The organism is Halorubrum ezzemoulense (genome assembly GCF_004126515.1).
Lineage (GTDB): Archaea > Halobacteriota > Halobacteria > Halobacteriales > Haloferacaceae > Halorubrum > Halorubrum ezzemoulense.
In genome coordinates, this window is the sequence record NZ_CP034940.1 from 913,601 (window position 1) to 938,718 (window position 25,118).

The following is a 25,118-nucleotide window of genomic DNA, read 5'->3' on the forward strand; positions in this document are numbered from 1 at the left end:
GATCCCCCGGTGCCCCGCCCCGTCCTTCGCGGTCGACTCCGTCGACGCGCAATTTTAACACCCGTAGCCCTAAACGGAGACGTATGACCGTTCGAGTCTCCCGGACGTTCGAGTTCGACGCGCCGCCAGCCGACGTGTGGGCGTTCATCTCGGACGCGGAGCAGCGCGCGGGCGCCATCAGCGTGGTCGACTCCTTCGAAGTTCACGACGACCGAACCGCGACCTGGCACGTCGCGCTCCCGATACCGATGATCCGCTCGACGATCGACGTCGAGACGGAGGAGGTCGCGCGCGACCCGCCGAACCGAGTGAAGTTCGTCGGGAAGTCGCGGGCGTTCCGCGTGACCGGAGAACACGAGATCACCGAGACCGACGACGGCGGCTGTCGGCTCGCCAACGAGTTCGTCGTCGACGGGAGCCTCCCGGGCGTCGAGTCCTTCTTCAAGCGCAACTTCGACGCCGAACTGGACAACTTGGAGGACGCGCTCCGGGCCTCGCTCGCCTCGCCGGCATGAGGCTCGCCGGCGTCCAGCTGGCGGTCGAGGGCGGCGACGTCGAGGCGAACGTCGCGCGGGCGCTCGACCGCGTCCGGGGGGCCGCCGCCGAGGGCGCGGACCTCGTCGTCCTCCCCGAGCTGTTCGACGTCGGGTACTTCGCGTTCGACTCGTACGGCCGCGCCGCGGAGAGCCTCGCCGGCGACCGCCTCGCCCGGTTCGCGGCCGCGGCCGACGCGAACGACGTGGCCGTGCTCGCCGGCACGGTCGTCGAGGACCTGTCGGCGTCGGCCGCGGACGGGTTGGCGGTCCCGGCCGAGTCCGGGCTCGCGAACGCCGCGGTGCTTTTCGACGCCGACGGCGAGCGCCGGCTCGTCTACCGGAAGCGGCACCTGTTCGGCTACGGCTCCGAGGAGACGGACCGGATGGTGCCCGGCGAGCGGACGCCGGTGGTCGACCTCGCGGGCGTCACGGTCGGGGTGACGACCTGCTACGACCTCCGATTCCCGGAACAGTTCCGCGCGATGGCCGATCGGGGCGTCGAGTGCGTGCTGGTCCCGAGCGCGTGGCCGTATCCGCGGATCGAGCACTGGCGGACGCTCGGACGGGCGCGGGCCATCGAGAACCTGACGTACGTCGCCGCGGTCAACGGGAGCGGTCGGTTCGGTGACGACGAACTCTGCGGGCGGAGCGCGGTGTACGACCCGTGGGGGACCGCGCTCGCGTCGGTCGGCGACGAACCGGGCGTCGTCACCGCCGCCGTGGACCCCGAGCGGGTCGCGACGGTCCGCGAGGAGTTCCCCGCGCTCCGCGACCGTCGCTGAGCCGGCTCGCGGCGCGTCGTCTCCCGCGACGAACGCCCCCTCGACCGGATCCGGATCTCACACATTTATACGCGTGAGGCACGTACCCTATTTTGCCGAAGACCGACGCTTTTCTCGTTGGAATTCGGCGTTAATCGATCCGCGCGCCCGTCCCGACCGCTCGGGCGGCGACGCCGACGACAGCCCGGGGGTCCGCTGTCCGGCCGCCGCCCGCCGCCTCTCGCCGCCGCCTCGCCTTTCGCCCATCGCTCCTCGACTCCTCCCCTTTCGCCCACCGCTTCTCGACTCATCTCCTTCCGTCGTCTCCAAGCCGTGAGCCTCCGCTACGGCTCATCGTCCGGTCCGCCAATGAAAATATCCGTGCTGATAACTCGGGCGATACGTTCTTACGTCGCTCGGCTGAGTAGGTAAACGCCGCGGACGAATCCGGCCGGCCCCATCCCGTTTCGGGCGGGCCGGCCGGCCACTCGCTTCCACCGTCCGTCGTCCGTCGGCTTGGGTTCGGGTCCACCCGCTCCCACACCGAGCCCGAACCCGTTTCTGTGGGCCGCCGATTCCTCGATAGCGGTCGGTACCGTCGGCGCCCGCGGCCCGAAGCGCAAGGACGAAACCCTCGGCCGACGAACCGACGGTCGAATGTTCCCCCGCGAGTACCGCGGCGTCGCCTTCGTGGTCGGGCTGTTCCTGGTCGTTCAGGTGGGCGCGCTGGCGCTGGTCCCGGAGTTCGCCGCGAGCGGTTATCAGGCGGTCGAGAACCCCGACAACCCCGCAAACAGCGTGCTGTACGTCGTCGCCATCGTCGCGATGACCGGAGTGATGCTGGCGGCGTTCCGGTACGACTTCGACGGGGCGATCCGGCTGCTGATCGTCGGCGTCTCGGCGTGGCTCTCGTGGTACGTGTTCTCCGCGCTCGTTCCGCCGCTCGCGGCGGCCGTCCCCGCGGTCGCGGTCGCAGTCGGCCTGCTCGTCCACCCCGAGTGGTACGTGATCGACACCGCGGGGGTGTTGATGGGCGCGGGCGCCGCCGGGCTGTTCGGTATCTCCTTCGGCCTGTTGCCCGCGCTGATCCTCCTCGCCGTCCTCGCCGTCTACGACGCGGTCTCCGTCTACGGCACCGAACACATGCTGTCGCTCGCGGAGGGCGTGATGGACCTGAACATCCCGGTCGTGCTGGTGATCCCGCTGTCGGTGTCGTACTCCCTGCTCGACGGAGAGGCGGCCAGCGACGAGGCCGCGGGGGTCGACGCGGACGAGGAGGTCGATGCGGACAGCGAAACCGACGCGGAAGCGGAAGGCGATGTAGACGCGGCGGCTGACACGAGCCCGGACGCTGACGCGGCAGGCGAGGTTCCGGACTCGCCCGAGCCGGGCGACCGCGACGCCTTCTTCATCGGTCTCGGCGACGCCGTCATCCCGACGGTGCTGATCGCCAGCGCGGCGACGTTCTCACCGGCCGCGAACCTCGCCGTCCCCCTCCTCGGCGTCAACCTCCCCGCGCTGCTCGCGATGGTCGGGACCCTCGGCGGGCTGCTCGTCCTCATGCGGTGGGTGATTCGGGGGCGAGCGCACGCGGGGCTCCCGCTGTTGAACGGCGGCGCGATCGGTGGGTATCTGATCGGTTCGATCGCCGCCGGGGTCCCGCTCCTCGAAGCGCTGGGGCTCGCGACGTTCTTTTAACTCGGCTCGGGTGTAGCGGTTCGTCCGTCCGCGTGTACGCCCGAAACCTCGACTTCTCGGCCGTCTGTTGGCCTCGTCTATTAGCGCCTATCTGGGGTGACCACCGCCGGAGCCCCAGCCGCGGGGCGGGCAGACGCTCGCTGTCGTTCGAGACGCCGAAGGCGTCTCGTGACGACGAGAGAGCTTCGCTCTCTCGAACCACGCTCCTCGTCGCTCGCTTCACTCGCCCCTGCGGCGCTTGCGTCGCCTCTGCCCGCCCCACGGCTGCCTCTTCGAGTCCCGCCCCGCGGCTGCCCCTTCGAGTCCCGCCCGACCGCGACCGCCCCGCACCTCGCGCCTCCCCAGCCTCGCGGTTCGCGCTCTCCGAGCGCTCACCGCGTCCCTCGCGCGTGCTGTCTCGCGGCCGCCGGTGGCGGCCGCTCGCAGGCACGCGCCGGCGTACACATCCGTCAGTCGCCGTCAGCGGGGTTCCCGTCGCGCGTCTTCACGGCGACGCCGGAGCCGAGCTGCTCGGCCTCCGCGCCGGAGAGTTCGGCGCGGCCGACCCCGAAGATCGCTCCGCTTTCGTCGACGACGAGCACCTCGTCGCCGGGGCGGATCCCGTCGTCGGCCGCGGTGACGAACTTCGCGAACGCGTTGCGCCCCTCGCGCACGAACGGCTCGCTCTCCTCGCCGACGACCATCCGGTGTCGCGGTTCGGGGAACGCGTCGGCGATCCGCTTCCCGCCGGCGAGCCCGAGCGTAAACCGGCCGTCGGTGCCGTACGAGACGAGTCGGTCGCCCTCGCTGCTGCCGGGGGTGTCGTCGACGTCGCCGTCGATCACCTGCCGCGGGCGGCCGCCGCTCGACCGGCGCACCGTGAGCGGGGCGTCCGGCGGGAACAGGGCCTCGCCCGCGTCGGCCCCGAACTGGTAGTCGGCCGCGGTCCGGAGGTCCGCGAGCGTGTCGGCGTCGGTCATGGCCGCCGTTCTCAGCGCGCGCTGAAAGCGGTTGCGACAGCGCCCGAAGCCGCCGGGCCGACCCCTCAGCCGAGCGTGGGGTACGACGCGGCGACCCCGTCGCCGTCGACGCGCCAGCGCTCGGCTATCTCCCGGTACGCCGCCGGGTCCGCGGCCGAATCCGGCGGGACCGCCTCCGGCGGCGCCTCGCGGAGCGCCGCCCGAAGCGCCTCGCGGTCGATCGGTTCCGGTCCGGCGTCGTTCCCCGCGAGCAGGTCGGCGAGCCGATCGCCCGCCGACGCGACCGCCCGCGCGTCCTCGACCCGCCGGCCGAGGTCGAGCGCCGCCGTCAGCCGACCCGCCGCCGCCTCGGCGTCGCCGCGCTCGGCCGCCGCCGCGCCCAGCGACGCGAGCGCCTTCGCCTCGGCCTGCGCGAACCCCCCCTCCCGGGCCGACTCGACCGCGGATTCAAGCGCCGTCGCCGCGGCGTCGGCGTCGCCGCGAGCCAGCGCCGCCCGCCCGCGGATCCGGTCCGTCTCGGCCAGCCGCTTGCGGCCCGCGTGGTCGTCGAGCAGCGCCGCGGCCCGTTCGACCCGCCGCTCGGCCGCGCCCGGATCGCCGCGGTCGACCGCCACCTCCGCGAGGATCGCGGTCACCATCGCGCGCCGGGCGTCGGCGTCGAGCGCGTCGAAGCGGTCCAAGGCAGTCCTCAGGAACCGCTCCGCCCGGTCGAAGTCGCCGGCGAGGTGCGCCGCGCTGCCGAGGTGGCTCAACGCGAGCGCCTCGCACATGTCGGAGCCGATCCGCTCGGCGATCGCCCGGGCCTCCGCCGCGCGAGCGACTGCCTCGCCGACGGTGCCGCGCTGCTCCGCGATCGCGGAGAGATTCAACTGCGAAATCGCCTCTCGATGTTCGTCTCCCACCGTCCGGTAGCCGTCCAGCGCGCGGCGCGCGGTCCGCTCGGCGGCGTCGAGGTCCCCCCGCCGCCGCAGCGCGACCGCGAGGTTCGCCCGGACGTTCGCCTCGCCGTGGGTGTCGTCGTGGGCGCGGAACAGGTCGCCGGCGACCCGGTAGTGCTCGAGGACCGCGTCGGACCCGTCGAGGGCGTCGAGGGCGTTGCCGGCGTCCGTCATCGCCTTCGCCTTCGCGATCGGGTCGCCGGTCCGCGCGGCGATGGCGCACGCCCGCGACGCCGCCTCGTACGCGGCCTCGTAGTCGCCGTCGAAGTGCGCCGCCTGCGCCCGCCCGCGGACCGCCGACGCGAGCCCGGTCCGATCGCCCGCGGCGGCGAACAGCTCCTCGGCCCGCCGGAACCGCTCCCGCGCCGCGTCGTACTCGCCCCGCCGACGGGCGACGTCGCCGTACCCCCGCTGGCGCTCGGCCGCCCCCGCCTCGCCGGTCGGCCGCCACGCGTCCAGCGCCGCCGCGGCGCCGTCGAGGTCGCCGGCGTCGATGTACATCCGCGCGACCCACTCCGGCGGCCGGTCGCGCAGGTCGTCGGGGCACGCGTCCGGGAGGTCGATCCACGCGTAGCGGACGCGACCGTACAGCGCGGCGAGCCGCGGGTACCGCCGTCCGACGCCGTACACCGACCGGACGGTCGCCGCCGCCCACGCGCTCGGGCCGCGCTCGATCCGGTCTATTGCCGGCGCCTCCCCGCCGACGGCCCGCCGGACGCGGGACCGACGCGCCGGGTCGTCCGCGAGCGCGAGCAGCCGCGAGACGACCCGGCCCACGCGTCTGGCGACGACCGGCTCCGGCTCGCGGTCGACGAGCCGCTCCAAGAACAGCACCGACCACTCGTCGTGGACCGCGCGGTACTCCCCGTCGCCCGCCCGGACGAGGACCGTCCCCGCGAGGCGGTCGAGCGCCCGTCGGACCCCGTCGACGGTCGGCGACGGCTCGCGGTCGATTCCGCCGCCGGTCGCCCCCTCGCGATCGTCGACGAGCGCGTACGCCAGCGTCCGGAGGTCGCTCGCGCCGGCGACGTTGAGGAGGTTCACCAGCACTGCGACGTCCGCGGTCGGCGGCGGGCGGTTCCTGACCTCGCGCACCGCCTCCGCGACCGCCCGCTCCAACCCCGACGCGGGCGCGGCGCCGCCCGCTTCATTCTCCGGCGACGCCTCGCCGGCGTTCTCGTCCGCCTCTTCCGACCGAACGGTCCCGCCTCGGACCGCGCGGACGAGGCGGTGGCCGAGCGCGAGCAGCTCCCCCACGCGCTCGTCGTCGTCGCCGCGCACGTCGTCAAGCAGCGAGCTCGGGTCGGCCGCCGGCGCGGTTCCGGTGCGGTCGGCGACGTGGCGGACGAACCGCTCCACCTCGCGCTCGTCGAGTCGGGGCATCCGAACGGTCTCGATCGCCCGCCGGTAGCGGAGGTCAGCGGGCGACAGCGGGAGCCCGTCGAGGTCGTCGTACGGCTCCTCGCGCGCGTCGAACAGGAACGACACGTCGCCGCAGTCGGCCAGTTGGCGGGCGACGGTGATCGCTTCCGCGGCCCCCGGGTCGACGGCGTCCTCGACGACGACGAGGTGGTGTCCGTCCCCCCCGGTGACGCGTTCGCGCAGGCGGTCCGTCGCGGTGAACGGGTCGCCCCCGTCGCTTGTCCGGTACGTCACCGGGCCGCGTCCCGACCGGTACCACTCGACCGCGACGCTCCGGCAGACGGTGCTCTTGCCGCTTCCCGGCGGCCCGACCAGGGCGTGGTCGGTCCCGCCGGCGAGCCCCTCGACGAGTGCCCCCGCGAGCTCGCGCCGCTCGCCGTCGCACGCGACGCTCCTCTCGAGGACGTGTCCCGCGTCGACCTCGGGGAACGACGCCGTGGCCCGCAGCGGGCCGCACGGGTTCGGATCGCCGGCGAGGCGGTCCTCGTCGACCGCGCGGAACCCCTGCGCCGAGAGCGATCCGGCCCCCTCGTCGTTCGGATACCCGCGTCCCAAGAGGCCGCCGTCGGACGAGCGGCGCGAGTCACGCGAGCCGTCGCCGCCGAGCCGGCCGCCTCCGGGCCGGTCGTCCTCGGACCGGCCGCCTCCGGTCCGCTTCCCCGCCGCGCGCCCGGTCGCCGCGAGCGCTTCGGTCGTGTCGCGGCCCCGCTCGATCAGCCCGCGCACCTCGGTCTCCGCCCACGCGACCGCCTCTGGCTCGGTCGACGCCGTCACGCCGTGGAGCGCGCCGTCGTCGAAGACGAGGAGCAGCGCGGTGTCGTCGGCCGCGACGACCCCCGCGTCGACGGCGTCGACGGCGGCGATCCGACAGTCGTCCCGGTTCGCGACGGTACCGAGGTCGTCCGCGAACCGCTCGGTCGCGTGGCGGTACGCCCGATCCGCCAGCGCCAGATCGACGGAGCCGCCGCCGACGGCCGCGCGCCGGAGCCGCTCCGCCACCCGCGGGTAGGGGAACGCGGGCAGCGCGGCGGCGACCGAGTCGGCGTCGGCGAGCGCGTCGTCGAGGGCCTCCAGCGGTCGGTACGGGTCCGGCGCTGCGGCCCGGTGCGTCTCGGCCTTCCGGAGGACCGCGGGGTCGACGCCGACGTCCGCGCCGAGGGGGTCGAGCACGTCGCCCGCGGCCGCGAGGTCGGCCGCGGCCGTCAGGAACTCGCGGTACTGTTCCGCGAGGAGGCGGCCCGAGAGCGTCGTCAGGTAGCCGTCGGTCTCGCCGGCGACGAGCCCGGCCGCCTCCAGCTCGTCTATCGCGCGGTTCACCGTCGACCGGGAGTGGCCGAGCGCGTCGACGAGCTCATGCTTTCGCAGCGGCTCCGCGGCGAGCCGTTCGAGGAAGTCGAGGCGACGCTCGACGACGCCCGCGAGCTCCGACGGCTCGGTCATACGTCCCCCCGCACCGTCCCCACCGACATAACTGTTTCTTCGATGACGACTTGGCCCGCGCGGTGACACAGTGTTTCACGGGGTGAGAATAAGCCGGACACCGGCGCAGTGGTACCCATGAGTGGGGATCGGACGAGCGGGAGCGACGGCCCGGGCGCGGAGACGCCCGACGGGACGGAACCGACCGACCCCGCCGAGGCGTCGAAGGACGGGAGCGACGGACCGGCGACGCATGGACGCGACGGTCCGAGCGCGACCGGCCCGGAGGAAGCGAGGGCGGCGGCCGGCGGACCCGACGCGGCGGCCTCGGACTCGTCGCGGCGCGCAGAGCGAACCGTCGCCGCGGCGCGGACGGCGGCGAACGAACTGGCCGCGTGGGACCCCGACGACGCCGCCGCCCTCGTGCGGTCCGTCGGCGAGCGCTTGGCGGACGGAGAGACGATCAGCCGGCTCGCGCGGTCGGCGGCCAACGAGACGGGGCGGGGGCACCCGGGGACGAAGGCGGAGAAGGTCGCGACCGAGATCGACGCCGCCCGGCGGTCGGTCCGAGACGCGCCGACCGCCGGCGTGGTCGACCGCGACGGCGCGGCGGGGACGGTGACGGTCGCCGGGCCGCTCGGCGTCGTCGGCGCGGCGGTCCCCGCCACGCACCCGGTCGTGGTCCCCGCGGTCCTCTCGCTGTACGGGCTCGCCGCGCGGAACGCGGTCGTCCTCGCGCCGTCGCCGTCGGCGGTCGAGACGTGCGACGCGGTCGTCGAGACCGTCAGTCGCGCGCTCGCCGACGCCGGCGCGCCGACGGACGCGGTCTCGATGCTCCCGGCGCCGCCCTCGAAGCCCGAGACGGACGCGCTGTTCGAGCGCGCCGACTTCGTCGTCGCTGCCGGCTCCGAGACCACCGTCGCCGCGGGACAGCGCTGTGGGACGCCGAACGTCGCCGCGAGCGCCGACGGCGTCGTCGCCGTCGCCGACGGGTCGGTCCCGGCCCCGGCCGTGGCAGCGCGGGTCGCGGTCGGCGCGACGTACGACTTCGGGGCTCACCCCGCGGGCGACGCCGCGGTCGTCACCGTGTCGCCGGCGGTCGACCCGCTGTGCGCCGCCCTCGAAGACGAGGGCGGGTACGTCCTCGACGCGGCCGAGCGCGACCGCCTCCGCGCGCTCCTCGGCGACTCGGAGGGCGGCGAGAGCGAGGCACGCGCCGCAGGTTCGGACCCGCGCGGGAAGTCGCCGCGGCGGCTGGCGGCCGCGCTCGGCCTCCCGAACGCGGCGCGTCAGACCTCCTTCCTGATCGTGACGCCCGACAGCGCCGACGACCCGCTCGCGACGCTGCCCGGGATCCCCGCGATTGCGGTCCACGGCCGCGACGGGTTCGACGCCGCGCTCGGGCTCGCCGCCGACCTCGGGTCCCCTCACGCGGCGGCGGTCCACACCACTCAGCAGCGCCGCGCCCGCCGGGCCGCGGCGCGGCTCGTTCCCGGGCGCCTCGTCGTCAACCAGCCGGGGATCGCGGCGACGGGGGCGCGCTCGAACGGGTTCGAGGCGGCGCCCGTGCTGGGCGGCGGGGCCGCCGAGGGGAGCCAGCTGTGCGGCGGGCTCACGCCCGCCCGCCTCGCGCGGACGACGACCGTCGCGGCGACGAGCGTCGTCGACGGCGCGTCACACCGGAACGGCGCGGGCGACACGCTCCGCGGGCCCTGAAGCGGTCTCCGCACGGAGGATCTGAAGCGGTCTCCCCGCAGCCCGTGAAACGTTTCCCCGCGTGCTCCGCGGCCCCGTCAGAGCTCGATCTTGTCCACGATCGAGCCGTTGCCGTCCTGCCCGTCGCTGTGGGTGTTGATCGCAATCGTCTGGACCCGGTCTTCCAGCAGCGACCCCTCCATCTTCGCCTTCAGCAGCGAGTCGACCTGGTAGACGCCGGCGGCGTTGTTCATCCGGATCACGACCTGAACGGGCGTCTCGTCGCCCTGACGCAGCGAGACGCGCTCGATCGCCTGCGAGGAGACGGTGTTGATCCCGCGGCCGCCCTCCTCGTAGGGGACACGCGAGCGCCCGCGTTCCATGTCGAGGCCGTCGGCGATCCGGACGACGCCCGCCTCCAGCGTGAGCGGCTGTTCCTCGGTGTGGTGACAGAGGATCGCGTGGAGCACCTCCGCCTTCACGCGGACCCGATCGGCGACGCCGTAGAAGGAGGGGAGGAGGTCGTCCAGCAGGTCCGCCGCCAGCGGGATCGAGTAGTAGGGGTGGTCGTGGCGGTGGACGACGTGGCCGATGTCATGGAGGGTCGCCGCGAGCGCGACGATCACCGGCTCGTCGGCCTCGTCGAGCCCCTGCTGGCGCGCGCCGTTGAACTCGACGCCGCCTGACTTGAGCAGGTCGTACAGCCGGAGGGCGCGGTCGCGCACGATCTCGACGTGTTTGGCGCCGTGGTCGTTGTACCCCTTCCGGGCGACCGGGTTGACGTTCTGCGCCTCCAGGTAGGTGAGGACCTCTTCGTCGGATTCGAGCCGGTCGAGGACCTCGTTGAGCCGCCCGTCCGGGAACGCGTGCTCGGCGTCCGGGTCGTACTCGTGACGCGTAGCGTCGGTGTCGGCGTCTATCTCCTCGCGCGCTGCGGGCGCGTCCTCCGCGGTCGGGTCGTGGGCGTCGTCGCCGTCGGTGGGCTCTGGGCCGTCGTCGGTGGGCTCTGGGCCGTCGTCGGTGGGGTCGCTCATGCCTCTCTCAGAGTGTCCCGGCCGGGATAAATGTGCGAGACGCGCGGCCCCGCGGTGACGCTCGGCCCCGTAACGACGACCGGATCGGCCGTGCCCCCCGCCTCGCACGCTCCCGGACGCGGCGGCCGCCGAGGCGGGAACCGCGGAGAGCGGGCGGGCAACCGGCCGCGGCGGCAGTTTCGGCGCGAGGCACAACGTATAAGCGCGCGACCGGTCCATGTACCGGTGTGACCCGATCCGCGTCCGCGTGCGGTCCGCAGTCGGCGTCAGCGACGCGGCTCTTCTCGAAAAAACGCGCGTGATCCGTCCGCCGGCGGGAGTGGCGACCCCGTCCCGGACGACCCCCGACCCGCGCGCACCGGCCCGCTTACCGATCCGGACCCACCGCAGCACCCCATGACAGACACGACCACCACGACACCCTACGCGACGCAGACGGACAGCCAGGCGACCGACGCGCCCTTCGAGGGCGTCTACCCGGCGATGACGACCCCGTTCACCGAGGACGACGCGGTCGACCACGACCAGCTCGCGGCGAACGCCCGGTACCTCGAACGCGCCGGCGTCGACGGCGTCGTCCCGGTCGGCTCGACGGGCGAGTCGGCGACGATGAGCCACGACGAACACGTCGCGGTGATCGAGACGGTCCGCGACGCGCTCGACGACATCCCCGTGATCGCGGGTACCGGCTCGAACAACACCGAGGAGGCGCTGTCGCTGTCGCGGCGCGCGGCCGACGCGGGCGCCGACGGCCTGCTGCTCATCTCGCCGTACTACAACATGCCCGAACCGCAGGGCTTCCTCGACCACTACCGGACCATCGCGGACGCGGTCGACCTCCCGCAGATCGTCTACAACGTCCCGAGCCGCACGGGCCGGTCGATCCCGGCCGATGTCACCGTCGAGCTGGCAGCACACCCGAACATCCGCGGCTACAAGGCGGCCTCCGGCGACCTCAACCTGATCAGCGAGGTGATCGAGCGGACCCGCGACGAGGCGTTCGCGGTGCTGTCGGGCGACGACGGGCTCACGCTCCCCGTCCTCTCGGTCGGCGGCACCGGGACGATCAGCGTGGTCGCCAACGTCGAACCCGAACGGACCTGCGCGATGGTCGGCGCCGCGCTCTCCGGCGACTACGACCGCGCGCGGACGCTCCACCACGAGCTGTCGCCGCTCGTCCGCGAGCTGTTCGCCGAGACGAACCCGATCCCGGTGAAGGAGGCGATGTACCTCCGCGGACGCGGCGCCCCCCGCGTCCGCTCGCCCCTCTCGCGGCTCTCCGAGGGACGCCGCGAGGCGCTCCGAGACCTGCTGGCCGCGTACGACGAGCGCGCGCCGGGGACGATCGACCCGACGGCCGTCGCTCCCGTCGGGACCGGGGGCGCCGAATGAGCGCCGACCCCCTGTCGATCGCCGTGACGGGCGCCGGCGGTCGCATGGGCCGCGAGGTGATCGAGGCCGCTGCCGCCCGGGAGGGCGTCACGGTCGCGGTCGCCGTCAACCGGACCGAGACCGACCCGGTCGCGGGCGTCGCGGTCGGGGACGCAGACCGCCTCGACGACCTGCTCGCGAGCGAGGCCCCGGACGCCCTCGTCGACTTCACCGGCCCCGACTCGGCGGTCGCGTACGCCGCGGCCTGCGCCGACGCCGGCGTCCCCCTCGTCACCGGGACGACCGGGTTCGGGGACGCGCAGATCGACGACATCCGCGCCGCGAGCGAAGCTGTGCCCGTCCTCAAGGCGTCGAACTTCGCGCGGGGCGTCGCGGCGCTCCGCCGGGCGGTCCGCGAGGCGGCCGCGGCGCTACCGGGCTACGACGTCGAGCTGACCGAGACGCACCACAACGCGAAGCGCGACGCCCCCTCCGGCACCGCGAAGTCGATCCTCGACGACGTGGAGGGCGTTCGCGAGGACCTCGACGAGCGCGTCCACGGCCGCGAGGGCGCCGCGCCGCGCGAGTCCGGAGAGATCGGCGTCCACGCCCGCCGTGCTGGGGACGTGACCGGCGAACACGAGGTCCTGCTGGCCGGGAACCGCGAGACGCTCGAACTCACGCACCGCGCCGGCGACCGCGGGGTGTTCGCCGAGGGCGCGCTCGACGCCGCCGAGTGGCTCGCCGAGCGCGACCCGGGCTGGTACGGGTTCGGCGACGTGCTGGACGCCGGGGCCGCCGATGAATAATGACGAGACATACTTACTTCGACGACTCAGCTTTGAACGTTGAAGTAGGAGCATGACGTAGGCGGTAGTGAAGACGGATGATGCCGATTACGGACTTCTTGTCGTGTACGCGTGTGTTTGACGAGTTCGAATCGCTGTCATCAGCTCAACGTCATCACGCGAAAACCTACGCCACCGGTCTTGTTGCGGCCAGCAACAAGACCGTGGCAGGCATCTCACGCGAAGTCCTTCCAGCTGGAGACAAACGCGCTCTCAACAAATTCCTCACCGAGTACGACTGGGACGAACAACAGTTCAACCACGAACGCCTCGAAGAACTCCAAAAACACGGTGAAACACGCTGGTCGAAGGATGGCTACATCATCCTCGACGACACGATCACCCACAAAGCCGGGGACGAAGTCCCCGGCGTCGGCCACTTCTACGATCACGCTGAAGATGACACTGTCTGGGGCCAAGACCTCATCTACGCCTTCTACGCTGACGACAAAACCGCCTACCCACTCACCTTCCGCCTCTACGAAAAACAGGACGACAATGACCAAGACCACGACACCAAGTACGATCTCGCCCGCGAGATCGTCACCGAACTCGAAGACGAGGTAGGTGTCCCGGCGGACACCTACCTCTTCGACTCGTGGTTCGCCCACGATTCTGGCCTTCCTGAACTCATCGAATCCTCCGACAAAGACTGGATCGGCCCGCTCCGGAGCAACCGACAGGTGACCTACGGCGGCGAAGAGATCCGCGTCGATGCGCTTGCAGAGCGCATCGACACGGTTGAACGCGACGTCGAAGACGAGACCTACCACATCTGGACAAAGAAGCTTCCCGTCTCCCAACTGGGAGACGTGAAGCTGGTGCTCGCTGAGAAAGAAACTGACGAAGAAGACGAAGAGAACCCGGTCAAGTACCTCGTCACGAACAAAATCGACGCACCGACCGAGCACATTATTCGCTCCTACGGGATGCGGTGGCGCATCGAAACGTTCTTCGAGGACTCGAAGCAGGATCTCGGCTTGGGAGACTGCGAGATGCAGACCGACGAAGGTGCCAGTCGGCACTGGCACCTTCTGATGGCTGCCTACAGTCTCGTCCGTCTTGATCCCGAATCGAGCGCCTTGGGGACGGTTCGCTCGAAAGCGTCATCGCTTCGAGCGAACCTCGAACACTCGCTGAAAGAAGCCGTTTACAACCTTCTCTCGTGGGTTCGAGACAACGATGAGCGTAGCGTCGACGACCTAATGGAAGAGATTGATCACCTCTTCGTTCACTCAACAGCCGACGCTAACGTTCAAAGCTGAGTTCGACGAGTAAATACCGCTACTCATCCATACACCATCCAATGAGCCTCGAAGCCGACGTTTCCGATCTGTGGGACCGCTATCAGGACGGGCTGACCGCTGCGGACGCGACCGACGAGGACGCGGCCGTCGTCGACGAGTTCCTCGCCGCCCTGGAGGCCGGCGAGGTCCGCGCCGCAGAGAAGAGCGGCGACGACGTGACCTCGTGGGAGGCCAACGAGTGGGTCAAGCGGGGGATCCTGCTCAACTTCGGCCTGCGCGAGACGGAGCCCCGCGAGTACGGCGGCGTCACCTACCACGACGTGCTCCCGCTGCGCGACACCGCCGACCTCGCCGAGCGGGGCACGCGGAACACGCCGGACGGGACCGCGATCCGCCGCGGGGCGTACCTCGGCAGCGACTGTATCATGATGAGCCCCTCGTTCGTCAACATGGGGGCGTACGTCGGCGACGGCACGCTCGTCGACTCCTGTGACACCGTCGGCTCCTGCGCGCAGCTCGGCGAGAACGTCAAGCTCGGCGCCAACACCCTGATCGGTGGCGTCCTCGAGCCCGTCGAGGACGCGCCCGTAATCATCGAGGACGGTGTCTCCCTCGGTGCGGGCTGTCGGGTCACCTCGGGGTTCCGCGTCGGCGAGAACACGGTCGTCGGCGAGAACACCCTGCTGACCCCCCGAATCCCCGTCTACGACCTCGTCGAGGAGGAGGTCATCTACGGGCACCTCCCGGCCGAGCGACGGGCCTTCACCCGGATGGTGGAGTCGTCCGTCGGCGACCACGACCTGTTCGAGGGCGGGGCGTACAAGCCCGCGGTCGTGGCGACGCACGTCGAGGAGGAGACGCTGGAGGCAACGCAGCGGGAGGACGCGCTCCGCGAATGAGCGACGCCGAGGCGGCCGCGGGAGCGACCGACGAGGCGGACGGCGACAACCCCCCGGTCCGCCGCGTGAGCGACTGGGACGCCGGGCGCCTCCGCGGGCTCGCCGACGCCCACGGGACGCCCCTGTACGTCCAGGACCTCGACCGGGTCCGCGAGAACTGCGAGCGCCTGCTCGCGGCGTTCCCCGACGCGGACGTGCGGTACGCCGTCAAGGCGCACACGGGCCAGGCCGTCTTGGAGACCGTTCGCGACGCCGGCCTCGACGCCGAGTGCGCCTCGGCGGGCGAGGTCGACCGCGCGCTCGCGGCGGGCTTCGACGGCTCCCGGCTCCACTACACCGCGGTCAACCCCCCCGCTCGCGACCTCGACTACGTCGCCGGCGTCGCGGAGGCCGACCCGGACCTCACCGTCACGGTCGGCGCGGTCGACACCCTCGACCGACTCGCGGAGCGCGGGTACGACGGCCGGGTCTGCGTCCGCGTGAACCCCGGCGTCGGCGCGGGCCACCACGAGAAGGTCACCACCGGCGGGGCCGCGAAGTTCGGGGTCCCGTACGACCGCGCCGCAGAGGTGACGCGGGACGCGGCCGAGCGCTTCGACGCGGTCGGGGTCCACGCCCACGCGGGCTCCGGGATCGACCCGGACCAGCTCGACAGCCACCGCGAACTGGTCGCGCGCATGGGCGACCTGGCGCGCGAGCTGACCGACCCGGACGCCGAGGGGGCCGCTCCCCTCGACCTCGAGTACGTCGACGTCGGCGGCGGGTTCGGCGTCCCCTACGAGGAGGACGCCCCGGCGCTCGACCTGCGGGCCGTCGCCGACGCCACCCGGGAGGCGGTCGCGCCGCTCCCCGAGGGCGTCGACCTCGCGATAGAACCCGGGCGGTACGTCGTCGCCGACGCCGGCGTCCTCCTGGCGCGCGTGAACACGGTGAAGCCGACGCCGGACGAGACGGTCGTCGGCGTCGACGCGGGGATGACGGACCTGCTCCGTCCGGCGATGTACGACGCGTACCACCCGATCCGCAACTTGGGGAGCGGGCGGGGGCGCGAGGGAGGCGACGCGCCCCCCGTCGGAGAGCGGGAGGCAACCCCTGTCACGGTCGCCGGACCTATCTGTGAGACCGGCGATGCGTTCTGTGAGAACCGAGCGCTCGCCGAGCCGGTCCGCGGAGACCTCCTTGCGGTCGGCGTCGCGGGCGCCTACGGGTACGAGATGGCGAGCCAATACAACTCACGACCGCGGCCCGCGGAGGTCGCGCTCGACGACGGAACCGCGACGATCGCCCGCCGCAGGGAGACGCTCGGCGACCTGACGACGGTCGAACGCGAGATCCCGCGCGACCGAGCCGGCCGATCGGAGGGCGACCGATGAGCGCCCACGCCGTCCCGGTGGAGAAGTACCACGGCACCGGCAACGACTTCATCGTCGTCGACGCGGACGCCGAGGGCGTCGGCGACCGCGCGGCGTTCGCGCGCGCGCACTGCGACCGCGGGACGGGCGTCGAGGGAGACGGGGACCGCCGCGGCGCCGACGGCGTCCTCTTCCTTAGCGTCGCTGAGCGGTTCGACCCGACCCGCGTCGTGATGACGCTGGTCCAGCCGGACGGCTCCACGGCGACGATGTGCGGCAACGGCGCCCGCGTCGTCGCGCGGTGGGCCAACGACCGAACGGGTGACCGCGAGTTCATGATCGACACGCAGGCCGGGACCCGGCGGGCGACCGTGAACGCGGACGCGACCGCGGCCACCATCGAGATGGGCGAGCCGACGTTCGACCCGCGTCGCGTTCCGGCCGCCCGCGGGGGCGCCCTCGCGGACGAGCCCCTCGTCGACGAGCCGGTCGCGGGGCTGCCCGTCACCGCCGTCAACACCGGCGTGCCACACGCGGTCGCGTTCGTCGACGGCGGGCGCGACGACCCCGACGGCATCGACGCGGTCGACCTCGACGCGGTCGCGCCGCCGGTCCGTCACGCCGACGCCTTCCCCAAGGGCGCGAACGTGAACCTCGCGGCCGTCGTCGACGACGGGTCGGGCGACGGCCCCGCGGTGCTCGACCAGCGCACATTCGAGCGCGGCGTCGAGGGGGAGACGCGGTCCTGCGGCACCGGCGCGGTCGCGGTCGTCGCGGCCGCCCGCCGGCTCGGACTGATCGAGGGCGAGACCGCGGTGAGCCGCCCCCCGGGCGGCGAGCTGGAGATCGCGGTTCCGGACCGCGGCCACGCCACCCTGACCGGTCCGGTCGCCCACGAGTTCTCGGGGACGCTCCCCGCCGACCCGCGATGAGCGACCGGAGCGACGCCACCCCGGGCCGCGACGACGAGTTCGACCCGGTCTCGTTCCTCGAAGACGCGGTCCCGATCGCCTCCCACGAGTCGGTCGAAGCGATGCGCGAGCTCGTCGTCGAGACGCTCGCGGCTCGCGCGACCGACCCCGTCGTCGACGCCGACGGCTGCGTCCTCGCGGAGAAGCGATCCCCGGCGCTCGATTCGGGCCCGCACCTCGTGTTGAACACGCACCTCGACACGGTGACGCCGCACGTCCCGTTCGAGCGGGGCGAGGCGAGCGCGGACGAACGTGGCGGCCCCGAGGCGGACGCCGCGGCCGGCGAAGCGGTGATCCGCGGGCGCGGCGCCTGCGACGCGAAGGGACCGCTTGCGGCGCTGTTGGCGGGCTTCCTCGCCGCCGACCCCGAGCGCGGCCGGATCACGCTGGCGCTCACGCCCGACGAGGAGGCGCTGTCGCTCGGCGCGGCGGCGCTGACGGGCCGACTCCCGGGGACCGACGACCGACTCGACGGCGACCTGTTCCTCGTCGGCGAGCCGACCGGGCTCGACGCCTGTACCGCGGCCAAGGGCCGGTTTCAGGCGACCGTCGGGCTGTCCGGAACGGCTGCCCACGCCGCGGAGTTCGCGGGCGCGAACGCGGTCGCCGCCGCGGAGGACGCGCTCGCGGCGATCCGGGCGTTCGACGCGGACGCAGCCGACCATCCGCAGCTCGGGTCGCCGAAGCTCACCCCGACCGTCATCGAGGGGGGTGCGGCGACGAACCAGGTGCCGGCGGACTGCGAGATCACGGTCGATCGGCGCAGCGTCCCGCCGGAGTCCGCCGAGGAGTTCCGTGAGTCGCTCGCGGCCGCGGTGCGGGCGTCGCTCGGCGACGGCGCTGGGGAGGACTCCGGCGACGTCGACACCGCGGTCGCGCTCACCGACCGCGAGTCGCCGTTCTTGGAGGCGTTCGCGACGGAACCAGACCACGAACTCGTCCGAACCGTCGCGGCCGCGGCGCGGGACGCGGGCGACGCCGTCGGTCTCCCGAGCGGGCGCGGCGGGGGCGTGCGCCCGTTCGGCGCGGCGACGGAGGCGTCGTACTTCGCGCCGGCGCCGACGGTCGTGTTCGGTCCGGGGGATCTCGCGGACGAAAGCGGGGCCGTCGCGCACGCCGAGCGGGAGTACGTCCGAGTGCGCGAGGTGGAGGCGGCGGCGGCGACGGTCGAGCGCGCGCTGTCGACGCTGCTCGGGTAGCCCTTCGGGTGGCTCCTACAACAGGAACTTCTCCTCGTCCTCCGCGAGGTCGACGAAGTCGTCGGCGGCCTCGATCAGCTCGTCGGCGGCGGAGTTGCCGAACCCCATCGCCTCCACCCGGACCCCCTCGTGACGGAGGTGCGAGCAGAGCCGGGCGAAGTCGCCGTCGCCGGTACAGAGGACGACGGTGTCGACGTGGCTCGCGAGCGAGACGGCGTCGAGGCTCATCCCGAGGTCCCAGTCGGCCTTCTTCGAGCCGTCCGCGAACGTCTTGATCTCCTTGATCTTCGTCTCGAAGCCGATGTCGCGGAGCGCCTCGAAGAAGCTCTCCTCCTCGGGGGAGTCGGCGCGGATCACGTACGCGATAGCGCGGACCAGCGACCGGTCCGCGACGGCCCCGTCGAGGAGGCCGGAGTAGTCGATGTTCCGCGAGTAGAAGCTCTGTGCCGAGTGATACAGGTTCTGTGAGTCCGCCAGCACCGCGACGCGCTGGTCCGGGTGAATGTCGGTCATGGGTCTCCATTCACCCCCCGCCGTTAGGGGTTTTGGGATCGGCGCGACCGCCACCCGCGGTCGGTCCCGTCGCGCACGACTCCCCGTGCGGTCCCGGCGGACGGGACCGTTACGACCACCATAGTTTATACCGAGGCCTGAAGACCGTGGCCCATGGACGAGAAGCGGTTCGTCGTCGCCCTCTTCGGCCTCGCGGTCGCGATCGTCGCCGGTTACGTGGCTTATCGGTTCGTCGCCCCGCTCACCGTCGCCGTCTTCCTCTACTACTCGACGCGGCGCTTCTACCACCGGCTCGAACGCTTCCGGCTCCCGTCTCGGGTGCGCGCGGTCGTGTCGCTGTCGCTCATCGGCGTCCCGCTCATCGGCCTGGTGAGCTACACGCTGGTGTTGCTAATCCTGGAGGCGCGGCGGTTCATCGAACAGTACCCCGTGGCGGACACCATCGGCGCGGAGAACTCGGTGATCGGGGACCTCGCGGAGCTGTCGAACCCGACGGCCGACGAACTGCTCACCGCGTACCGCTCCGGGCAGTTCGACCCGCTCATCGACCTCGTCTCCGAGCAGGCGTCGCTCCTAGCGAGCACGGTCTCCGGGCTCGCCCTGAACCTGCTCATCACCGTGGTCGTCACCTACTACCTGCTCATCGACGGCGACAAGTTCCACGACTGGCTGCTCAGCTTCGACGACGACGCGATCGTCCGCGAGTACCTCGAGACCGCCGACGCAGAACTGGAGGCGGTGCTGTACGGGAACCTCCTCAACGTGATCGCCATCGGGGTCATCGCGGTCGTCACCTACCTCGGGTACAACGCGGTCGCCCCCGCCGCGGTCGAGATCCCGTACCCGACGCTCGCGGGCGCGCTCACCGGCGTCGCCAGTCTGATCCCCGTGATCGGCATGAAGATCGTCTACATCCCGCTCGCGGCGGCGATGTCTGTCCCCGTCGCGCTCGACGGCGAGGTCTCGCTGCTCGTCTACGTCGCCGGGTTCCTCGCCGTCGCGGTCGTGGTCGTCGACACCGTCCCGGACATCGTCCTCCGACCGTACTTCAGCGGCGAGACGACGCACGTCGGGCTGCTCATGCTCGCGTACATCTTCGGCCCGGTCGTGTTCGGCTTCCACGGCCTGTTCCTCGCGCCGATCATCCTCGTGTTGGCGCTGACGTTCGCGGACACCGCGCTGTTGCGCCTGCTCGGCGTGGAGCCGGACCCGCGGTCCGAGGTCCCCGCCGGCCAGCGTCGGCTTGACGAATTCTGAGTCGTCGCGGGGCCCCGAATTCTGAGTCCTCGCGGGCCCCGGTGTGTCGAGCGCGCGGTCGTCGGACCACTCGGCCGTCTAACCCGTCGGCCGCGGCGAGCCGAAGTCATTTATCCCCGGTCGACGACCGGGGTACGTATGCGACTACACGTCATCGGCCTCGGCGGGGCCGGGGGGCGGATCGCCGACCGACTCGCCGCCGACCGCGGCGGCGATCCGTTCCTCGCGGGCGTTCACGCCTTCGACACGGACATCGACGCGCTCGGGGCGCTGGACGCCCTCGGCGAGGAGCGTCGGTACCGGTTCGGCGACGCCGCGGGCGGGGACGGGCTCGGCGGCGACCTCCACGCGGGCCGCCGGCTCGGCGACGCCCACGCGAGCGAACTCGGCAGGGCGCTGGACGACCAGCGGCCCTCCCTCGCGGAGGCGTTCCTGCTCGTCGTCGGCCTCGGCGGCGCGGCCGGCGCGGGCGCGGCCCCTGCGCTCGCCGAGGAGCTCTCCCGGCTCTACGACGCCCCCGTCTACGCCTTCGGATTCCTCCCGACGCCGGGCGAGACGGAGGAACCGGACGACGGCGGTCCCGCGAGCGCGTCTGACGGCCCCGCGGGCGCGCCTACCGACGGGGCCAATGCTGCGGGACCGGGCGGCGATCCGGCGCCGCCGACGCTCCATCGGCCGCTGGCCGAGCGGAACGCCGCGCGGACGCTCGACGCGCTCTCGGACCGCTGCGCGGCGGTCTTCCCCTTCGACAACGCGGCGTGGATCCGATCTAGAGAGACGCTCGGGGACGCCCGCGGGCGACTGAACGAGGTCGCCGCCGAACGGATCGCGGCGCTGTTCGGCGCCGGCGAGACGCCGGACGGAACGGAGACGCCACAGCAGGTGCTCGACGCGAGCGATATCGCGCGCGCCGTGGGGAGCGACGGCGAGATCGCGGCGATCGGCCACGCGACGCAGGCGGTGGACCCGCCCGACTCGGGGTCCCGATTCGGGCTCGGGCTGTTCGGCTCCGATGAGCCCGCCGAGGTGGACACGAGCGCCGCGGTGTCGGCGATCGAGACGGTCATCCGGAAGGCGACCCGCGGGAAGAACACGATCGAGGTCGCCGGCGGGCGCGCCGACCGGACCCTCCTCGTGGTCGGCGGCCCGCCCGCGTGGCTCAACCGAGAGGCGATCGCCGACGGGCGGCGCTGGCTCGCCGACGAGACCGGCTCGGACGCGATACTGAGCGGCGACGCACCGGTCGCCGACGGCGACGCCGTCTCGGCGGTCGTGATCCGTTCGGGGCTCGACGAGCCGGAGCGGATTCGAGCGATACGCGAGACGATCGAGTGACTGCGCCGCCGCTGATCGGCGGGGAAGCGTAGATAGACGACCGCGGACCGGACCCCGACCCGAACCGGTTAACCGAGTGGCGCGCCCAGTGAACCCGTGACGACGCAGGCAGACCTCGGAATCGACCTCGACGTGCGCGACGCCGCGGCCGTCGCGGAGCGCCGCGACGAGATAGTCGCCGCCGTGCGCGACCACGCGGGGCGGATCGCCTACCAGCTCGCGCGGCTTCAGGGCGGCGACTACGGGCGCGAAACGCTCTCGACGCCCGGCGGCGAGTGGACGGTAAAACACGAGGCTGGCGAGCTGGAGTTCCTCCTGTTCTCGCCGAAGTCGGGCTCGGACACGTACGTGATCTCGACGAAGCAGCCGCCGGAGCCGGCGGCGCTTTCGACCGCGCTCGACGACTACGCGGCGTTCGTTGCCGCGTGGAACGAGCACGTCGACTCGCTCTCGGGCGTCCTCGACGGCGTGAGCGCGGAGTTCCCAGAGCCGGCGACCACCGAGGGCGTGGTGGCCGAGCGCGACCGCGTCCTCGACGAGATCCGCGACACCTGCGCGGTGATCGCCGGGGAGATACACCGGTACGAGGGAGACGATTACGGGACGTTCACCGCGCGCGTCAAGGGCGACCGCTGGGAGCTAAAACACGACGAGGGGGCCGTCTCGTACCTCCGGATCGGGGGGTCCGGCGGGCTCTACCTCCTCTCGCAGTACGGCGCCCCCTCCGCGGCCGACGTCCGGGAGTACGCCGACCGGTTCCGCGGCTTCGTCGAGACGTACAACGAGTTCGTCGACGAACTCGAGAGCGACCTCGAACGGATCTCCGTCTGACTCGCCCTCCCAGCCCCTCGCTCGGCCTGTCGGTTCGTCCCGTCCGCCCCTCGTTCGGCTCGTCGGTCCGTCCCCTTCGGCCCCCGCTCAGCCTGTCTGTTCGTCCCGTCCGTCCTTCCGACGCACCGAGGCAGCTCTCTCGGCTTTGATCCGTATCTGTGTGTATTCGACGGGTCGATTGGCAATACTTATTCATCTCTGTTGGGTACCGACCCGCACATGTCGATCACTCTTCCGGGGCCGACGCTCGGCGTTGTCGGCGGCGGCCAGCTCGGCCGAATGCTGGCCGAGGCCGCCGCGCCGCTCGGCGTCGACCTCGTCGTGTTGGACCCGACGCCCGACTGTCCGGCGGCGCCCGTCGCGGCCGACCAGATCGTCGCGGACTTCGACGACGCGGACGCGATCGGCGAACTGGCGGCCCGCGTCGACGCCCTGACCTTCGAGATCGAGCTCGCGGACCCGGCGGTCCTCGCGGCCGCGAGCGAGGACCACGACGTGCCGGTCCACCCCGACCCGGCCACGCTGGAGACGATTCAGGATAAGCTGGTCCAGAAGGAGGCGCTCGCCGACGCGGGGATCCCGGTCCCCGAGTTCGTCGCGGTCGCCACCGCCGGGGGGCTCGAACGCGTCGTCGAGGAGTTCGGCGGCGTCATGCTGAAGGCCCGCGAGGGCGGCTACGACGGCCGCGGGAACGTCCCGGTCGAGACGCCCGACGAGGCGGCCGCCGCGCTCGACCAGATCGGCGGCGCGGCGATGGCCGAGGAGTTCCTCGACTTCGAGCGTGAGATCGCCGTGATGGGCCTGAAAGGCGCCGACGGCGAGACGCGGACGTACCCGGTCACGGAGACGGTCCACCGCGAGGAGATCCTCCGCGAGAGCGTCAGTCCCGCCCGCGCCGACGACGCGGTCGTCGCCGAGGCGGAGTCGGTCGCCCGCGACGTACTGGCGGTCCTCGACGGCCGGGGCGTCTACGGGATCGAACTGTTCGAGACCCGCGAGGGGGAGGTGTTGGTCAACGAGATCGCGCCGCGCCCGCACAACTCCGGGCACTGGACGATCGAGGGCGCGCGCACCTCGCAGTTCGAGAACCACGTCCGCGCCGTGCTGGGGTGGCCGCTCGGCCCGACCGACCTCGTCGCGCCCGCGGTCACGGCGAACGTCCTCGGTGACGCAGAGGCGACCGGACCGGCGACGCTCCGGAACGTCGAGTCCGTCCTCTCCGCGCCCGACGCCGACCTCCACTGGTACGGCAAAGACGACGTGTACCCGCTCCGGAAGATGGGGCATCTGACCGTGACAGGCGGAAGCGACGACGGGGCCGACCGCGACGCGCTGCTCTCACACGCGCGAGAACTCCGGGACGGACTGACGTTCCGCGACGCGTAGCTCGCCTCGATGTCTGACAACGCTCCCGGCGGCGTCGCGCCAGGCGCCCCTCGCGAGTCGCAGTCGATCCGGCTCCCGGAAGAGCGGATCGAGGCCCTTCGGGAGTGGGCGGAGGCGGGAACCGGCTTGACCGCCGCCGCCCGCGTCCGCGACCCCGACGGTCGGATTGCGCTCGTGAAGACCTCGTGGTCGGACGGGTGGGTCCTTCCGGGCGGCGCGGTCGAACCCGACGAGTCGCCCCCGACCGCGGCGGCGCGGGAGGTCCGCGAGGAGACGGGACTCGACGCGGCGATCGACGACCCGGTCGTCGTCTTCGAGCAGTCGTACGTCGGCGCCGAGGGCGGTGCGGTCGCGTTCGAGGCTGAGTACGTCGTCTACGCGGCCCGCGCCGCGGGGCGTATTCCTGACGCCGCCGGTCTCGGTGTCTCTCCCGACGAGATCCGCGCCGCGCGGTGGTTCGAGGCTGTCCCGGCCGCCCTCCACGACGGCGCCCTGCTCCGCCCGTACCTCTGAACGCCGTCCGGGAGACGGAGCACACCGGCGTCGCCGCATCCGGGAGTTCCTTGTAGCCCTCCGCCGAACGCCCGATCATGACCACGGTAGACGACCTGATCGAGCGGCTCGAATCGGAGGCTGCGGCGGACGCCGACCCGTCGACCACCCCCGACGTGGGGATCATCATGGGCTCCGACTCGGACCTCCCCGTCATGGAGGGCGCCTACGAGGCGCTCGAGGACCTCGGCTTCGCGGAGCAGACCGACTTCGGCGACGCGCCGGACGCGCGGTTCACCTACGAGAGCTACGTCGTCTCCGCGCACCGGACGCCGGAGCTGATGTACGCGTACGGGGAGACGGCGACGGCCCGCGGGCTGGACGTGATCGTCGCGGGCGCGGGCGGGAAGTCCGCGGACCTGCCGAACATGACCGCCTCGATCGCGTATCCGGTCCCCGTGATCGGCGTGCCGGTTCAAGAGAAGTCGGTCGACTCCGTGATCGGCATGCCGACCGGGGCCCCGATCGTCGCCGTCGACGCCGGGAAGTCGTACAACGCAGCGCTGTCGGCGGCGCAGGTGCTCGCGCGCGAACACGACGAGGTCGAAGAGCGACTGCTCGACCTCCACGACGGGCAGAAAGCGGGCGTCGCGGACGTTTCCGCCGACCTCCACGACCTCGGTATCGACGGGTTCCGCGACCGGTGAGGGGGGGTCCGTCCGCTCCGTGGCCGCCCACTCGCGTCTCCCTCGACCGCGACCGTACCGTGCCTCACGCCTCCCCAGCCTCGCTGTTCGCGCTCTCCGAGCGCTCACCGCTCCATCGCGCGTGCTGCCTCGCGAGCCTCCGTCCCGCTCGTAGGCACGCGCCACCGCGACCGCGCGTCGGTTTATAAAACCGGATGCCTCGTCTCCCACCGAATCGCCGTCCCCCTCCCCACTCGCACGCGGGTTCA

General features: G+C 72.5%; 21 protein-coding genes. 17 read left to right on the plus strand and 4 right to left on the minus strand.

Annotated elements, in window-relative coordinates; all coding sequences use genetic code 11:
* The first annotated feature begins 83 nt into the window (after positions 1–83).
* The 3 genes from EO776_RS04555 to EO776_RS04565 all read left to right on the plus strand — a co-directional run bounded on the left by EO776_RS04555 (position 84) and on the right by EO776_RS04565 (position 2,995).
* Positions 84–515: a CoxG family protein gene (locus EO776_RS04555; RefSeq protein ID WP_049931256.1), complete on the plus strand. Its 432-nt coding sequence runs from the start codon at positions 84–86 to the stop codon at positions 513–515.
* Positions 512–1,318 (plus strand): carbon-nitrogen family hydrolase, encoded by an 807-nt coding sequence (locus EO776_RS04560; RefSeq protein ID WP_049931255.1) that lies wholly within the window; start codon positions 512–514, stop codon positions 1,316–1,318. Before EO776_RS04555 ends, EO776_RS04560 begins: the two co-directional genes overlap by 4 nt.
* A 636-nt stretch (positions 1,319–1,954) precedes the next feature.
* On the plus strand, positions 1,955–2,995 hold the full coding sequence (locus tag EO776_RS04565) for a presenilin family intramembrane aspartyl protease PSH (RefSeq protein ID WP_094519233.1): 1,041 nt from the start codon (positions 1,955–1,957) through the stop codon (positions 2,993–2,995).
* A 449-nt stretch (positions 2,996–3,444) separates the two neighbouring features.
* On the opposite strand, the gene EO776_RS04570 is transcribed toward EO776_RS04565, so the two are convergent.
* Positions 3,445–3,954, minus strand: a complete 510-nt coding sequence (locus EO776_RS04570; protein ID WP_086216954.1) for a PUA domain-containing protein — start codon at positions 3,952–3,954, stop codon at positions 3,445–3,447.
* A 65-nt stretch (positions 3,955–4,019) separates the two neighbouring features.
* Positions 4,020–7,754 carry a transcriptional regulator FilR1 domain-containing protein gene (locus EO776_RS04575; RefSeq protein WP_094520752.1) on the minus strand — a complete coding sequence of 1,245 codons (3,735 nt, stop codon included), beginning with the start codon at positions 7,752–7,754 and terminating at the stop codon, positions 4,020–4,022.
* 117 nt (positions 7,755–7,871) lie between these two features.
* On the opposite strand from EO776_RS04575, the gene EO776_RS04580 reads away from it, so the two are divergent.
* Positions 7,872–9,449, plus strand: coding sequence for an aldehyde dehydrogenase family protein (locus EO776_RS04580; protein WP_094520753.1), 1,578 nt, complete (start codon positions 7,872–7,874; stop codon positions 9,447–9,449).
* Positions 9,450–9,526: 77 nt separating this feature from the next.
* Here EO776_RS04580 and EO776_RS04585 read toward each other — a convergent pair whose 3' ends face one another.
* On the minus strand, positions 9,527–10,462 hold the full coding sequence (locus EO776_RS04585) for an HD domain-containing protein (protein ID WP_049931250.1): 936 nt from the start codon (positions 10,460–10,462) through the stop codon (positions 9,527–9,529).
* A gap of 396 nt (positions 10,463–10,858) precedes the next feature.
* Between EO776_RS04585 and dapA the strand changes: the two genes are divergently transcribed.
* The 7 genes from dapA to EO776_RS04620 all read left to right on the plus strand — a co-directional run bounded on the left by dapA (position 10,859) and on the right by EO776_RS04620 (position 18,349).
* Positions 10,859–11,854, plus strand: a complete 996-nt coding sequence (gene dapA / locus EO776_RS04590; RefSeq protein ID WP_086216650.1) for a 4-hydroxy-tetrahydrodipicolinate synthase — start codon at positions 10,859–10,861, stop codon at positions 11,852–11,854.
* Positions 11,851–12,642 carry a 4-hydroxy-tetrahydrodipicolinate reductase gene (dapB, locus tag EO776_RS04595; protein WP_094520754.1) on the plus strand — a complete coding sequence of 264 codons (792 nt, stop codon included), beginning with the start codon at positions 11,851–11,853 and terminating at the stop codon, positions 12,640–12,642. Before dapA ends, dapB begins: the two co-directional genes overlap by 4 nt.
* 77 nt (positions 12,643–12,719) lie before the next feature.
* Positions 12,720–13,946 (plus strand): IS701 family transposase, encoded by a 1,227-nt coding sequence (locus tag EO776_RS04600; RefSeq protein WP_129452359.1) that lies wholly within the window; start codon positions 12,720–12,722, stop codon positions 13,944–13,946.
* A gap of 41 nt (positions 13,947–13,987) precedes the next feature.
* Complete coding sequence (locus EO776_RS04605) at positions 13,988–14,827, plus strand: 2,3,4,5-tetrahydropyridine-2,6-dicarboxylate N-succinyltransferase (RefSeq protein ID WP_049931247.1); 840 nt, start codon at positions 13,988–13,990, stop codon at positions 14,825–14,827.
* Positions 14,824–16,200, plus strand: a complete 1,377-nt coding sequence (gene lysA / locus EO776_RS04610) for a diaminopimelate decarboxylase (protein ID WP_094520755.1) — start codon at positions 14,824–14,826, stop codon at positions 16,198–16,200. The genes EO776_RS04605 and lysA overlap by 4 nt, the downstream gene beginning before the upstream one ends.
* Positions 16,197–17,111 carry a diaminopimelate epimerase gene (dapF, locus tag EO776_RS04615; protein ID WP_049931244.1) on the plus strand — a complete coding sequence of 305 codons (915 nt, stop codon included), beginning with the start codon at positions 16,197–16,199 and terminating at the stop codon, positions 17,109–17,111. The genes lysA and dapF overlap by 4 nt, the downstream gene beginning before the upstream one ends.
* Positions 17,108–18,349: a M20/M25/M40 family metallo-hydrolase gene (locus EO776_RS04620; RefSeq protein WP_094520756.1), complete on the plus strand. Its 1,242-nt coding sequence runs from the start codon at positions 17,108–17,110 to the stop codon at positions 18,347–18,349. Before dapF ends, EO776_RS04620 begins: the two co-directional genes overlap by 4 nt.
* Before the next feature lie 15 nt (positions 18,350–18,364).
* Here the strand turns inward: EO776_RS04620 and EO776_RS04625 are convergent, their stop codons facing one another.
* The gene (locus EO776_RS04625) at positions 18,365–18,862 is read right to left on the minus strand and encodes a LabA-like NYN domain-containing protein (protein WP_049931242.1); all 498 of its coding nucleotides are present in this window, start codon (positions 18,860–18,862) and stop codon (positions 18,365–18,367) included.
* A 153-nt stretch (positions 18,863–19,015) separates the two neighbouring features.
* Between EO776_RS04625 and EO776_RS04630 the strand changes: the two genes are divergently transcribed.
* From EO776_RS04630 to purE, 6 genes are all read left to right on the plus strand, one after another.
* Positions 19,016–20,119 carry an AI-2E family transporter gene (locus tag EO776_RS04630; protein ID WP_094520757.1) on the plus strand — a complete coding sequence of 368 codons (1,104 nt, stop codon included), beginning with the start codon at positions 19,016–19,018 and terminating at the stop codon, positions 20,117–20,119.
* 138 nt (positions 20,120–20,257) lie between these two features.
* Positions 20,258–21,454, plus strand: a complete 1,197-nt coding sequence (locus EO776_RS04635) for an FtsZ/tubulin family protein (protein WP_094520758.1) — start codon at positions 20,258–20,260, stop codon at positions 21,452–21,454.
* Between the two features lie 96 nt (positions 21,455–21,550).
* Entirely contained in the window at positions 21,551–22,285 is a 735-nt protein-coding gene (locus EO776_RS04640; RefSeq protein ID WP_049931235.1) for a hypothetical protein, read from the plus strand.
* A 219-nt stretch (positions 22,286–22,504) separates the two neighbouring features.
* Positions 22,505–23,671, plus strand: a complete 1,167-nt coding sequence (locus EO776_RS04645) for a 5-(carboxyamino)imidazole ribonucleotide synthase (protein WP_099288987.1) — start codon at positions 22,505–22,507, stop codon at positions 23,669–23,671.
* 9 nt (positions 23,672–23,680) lie between these two features.
* On the plus strand, positions 23,681–24,184 hold the full coding sequence (locus EO776_RS04650; RefSeq protein ID WP_089307901.1) for an NUDIX hydrolase: 504 nt from the start codon (positions 23,681–23,683) through the stop codon (positions 24,182–24,184).
* A gap of 77 nt (positions 24,185–24,261) precedes the next feature.
* Positions 24,262–24,870 (plus strand): 5-(carboxyamino)imidazole ribonucleotide mutase, encoded by a 609-nt coding sequence (purE, locus tag EO776_RS04655; RefSeq protein ID WP_086220038.1) that lies wholly within the window; start codon positions 24,262–24,264, stop codon positions 24,868–24,870.
* Positions 24,871–25,118 lie beyond the last annotated feature (248 nt).

Bases quoted from the DNA above. Each gene is read 5' to 3' on its own strand.
- EO776_RS04555 (WP_049931256.1), top strand. From the start codon at position 84: ATGACCGTTCGAGTCTCCCGGACGTTCGAGTTCGACGCGCCGCCAGCC.
- EO776_RS04560 (WP_049931255.1), top strand. From the start codon at position 512: ATGAGGCTCGCCGGCGTCCAGCTGGCGGTCGAGGGCGGCGACGTCGAG.
- EO776_RS04565 (WP_094519233.1), top strand. From the start codon at position 1,955: ATGTTCCCCCGCGAGTACCGCGGCGTCGCCTTCGTGGTCGGGCTGTTC.
- EO776_RS04570 (WP_086216954.1), bottom strand. From the start codon at position 3,954: ATGACCGACGCCGACACGCTCGCGGACCTCCGGACCGCGGCCGACTAC.
- EO776_RS04575 (WP_094520752.1), bottom strand. From the start codon at position 7,754: ATGACCGAGCCGTCGGAGCTCGCGGGCGTCGTCGAGCGTCGCCTCGAC.
- EO776_RS04580 (WP_094520753.1), top strand. From the start codon at position 7,872: ATGAGTGGGGATCGGACGAGCGGGAGCGACGGCCCGGGCGCGGAGACG.
- EO776_RS04585 (WP_049931250.1), bottom strand. From the start codon at position 10,462: ATGAGCGACCCCACCGACGACGGCCCAGAGCCCACCGACGACGGCCCA.
- dapA (WP_086216650.1), top strand. From the start codon at position 10,859: ATGACAGACACGACCACCACGACACCCTACGCGACGCAGACGGACAGC.
- dapB (WP_094520754.1), top strand. From the start codon at position 11,851: ATGAGCGCCGACCCCCTGTCGATCGCCGTGACGGGCGCCGGCGGTCGC.
- EO776_RS04600 (WP_129452359.1), top strand. From the start codon at position 12,720: ATGATGCCGATTACGGACTTCTTGTCGTGTACGCGTGTGTTTGACGAG.
- EO776_RS04605 (WP_049931247.1), top strand. From the start codon at position 13,988: ATGAGCCTCGAAGCCGACGTTTCCGATCTGTGGGACCGCTATCAGGAC.
- lysA (WP_094520755.1), top strand. From the start codon at position 14,824: ATGAGCGACGCCGAGGCGGCCGCGGGAGCGACCGACGAGGCGGACGGC.
- dapF (WP_049931244.1), top strand. From the start codon at position 16,197: ATGAGCGCCCACGCCGTCCCGGTGGAGAAGTACCACGGCACCGGCAAC.
- EO776_RS04620 (WP_094520756.1), top strand. From the start codon at position 17,108: ATGAGCGACCGGAGCGACGCCACCCCGGGCCGCGACGACGAGTTCGAC.
- EO776_RS04625 (WP_049931242.1), bottom strand. From the start codon at position 18,862: ATGACCGACATTCACCCGGACCAGCGCGTCGCGGTGCTGGCGGACTCA.
- EO776_RS04630 (WP_094520757.1), top strand. From the start codon at position 19,016: ATGGACGAGAAGCGGTTCGTCGTCGCCCTCTTCGGCCTCGCGGTCGCG.
- EO776_RS04635 (WP_094520758.1), top strand. From the start codon at position 20,258: ATGCGACTACACGTCATCGGCCTCGGCGGGGCCGGGGGGCGGATCGCC.
- EO776_RS04645 (WP_099288987.1), top strand. From the start codon at position 22,505: ATGTCGATCACTCTTCCGGGGCCGACGCTCGGCGTTGTCGGCGGCGGC.
- EO776_RS04650 (WP_089307901.1), top strand. From the start codon at position 23,681: ATGTCTGACAACGCTCCCGGCGGCGTCGCGCCAGGCGCCCCTCGCGAG.
- purE (WP_086220038.1), top strand. From the start codon at position 24,262: ATGACCACGGTAGACGACCTGATCGAGCGGCTCGAATCGGAGGCTGCG.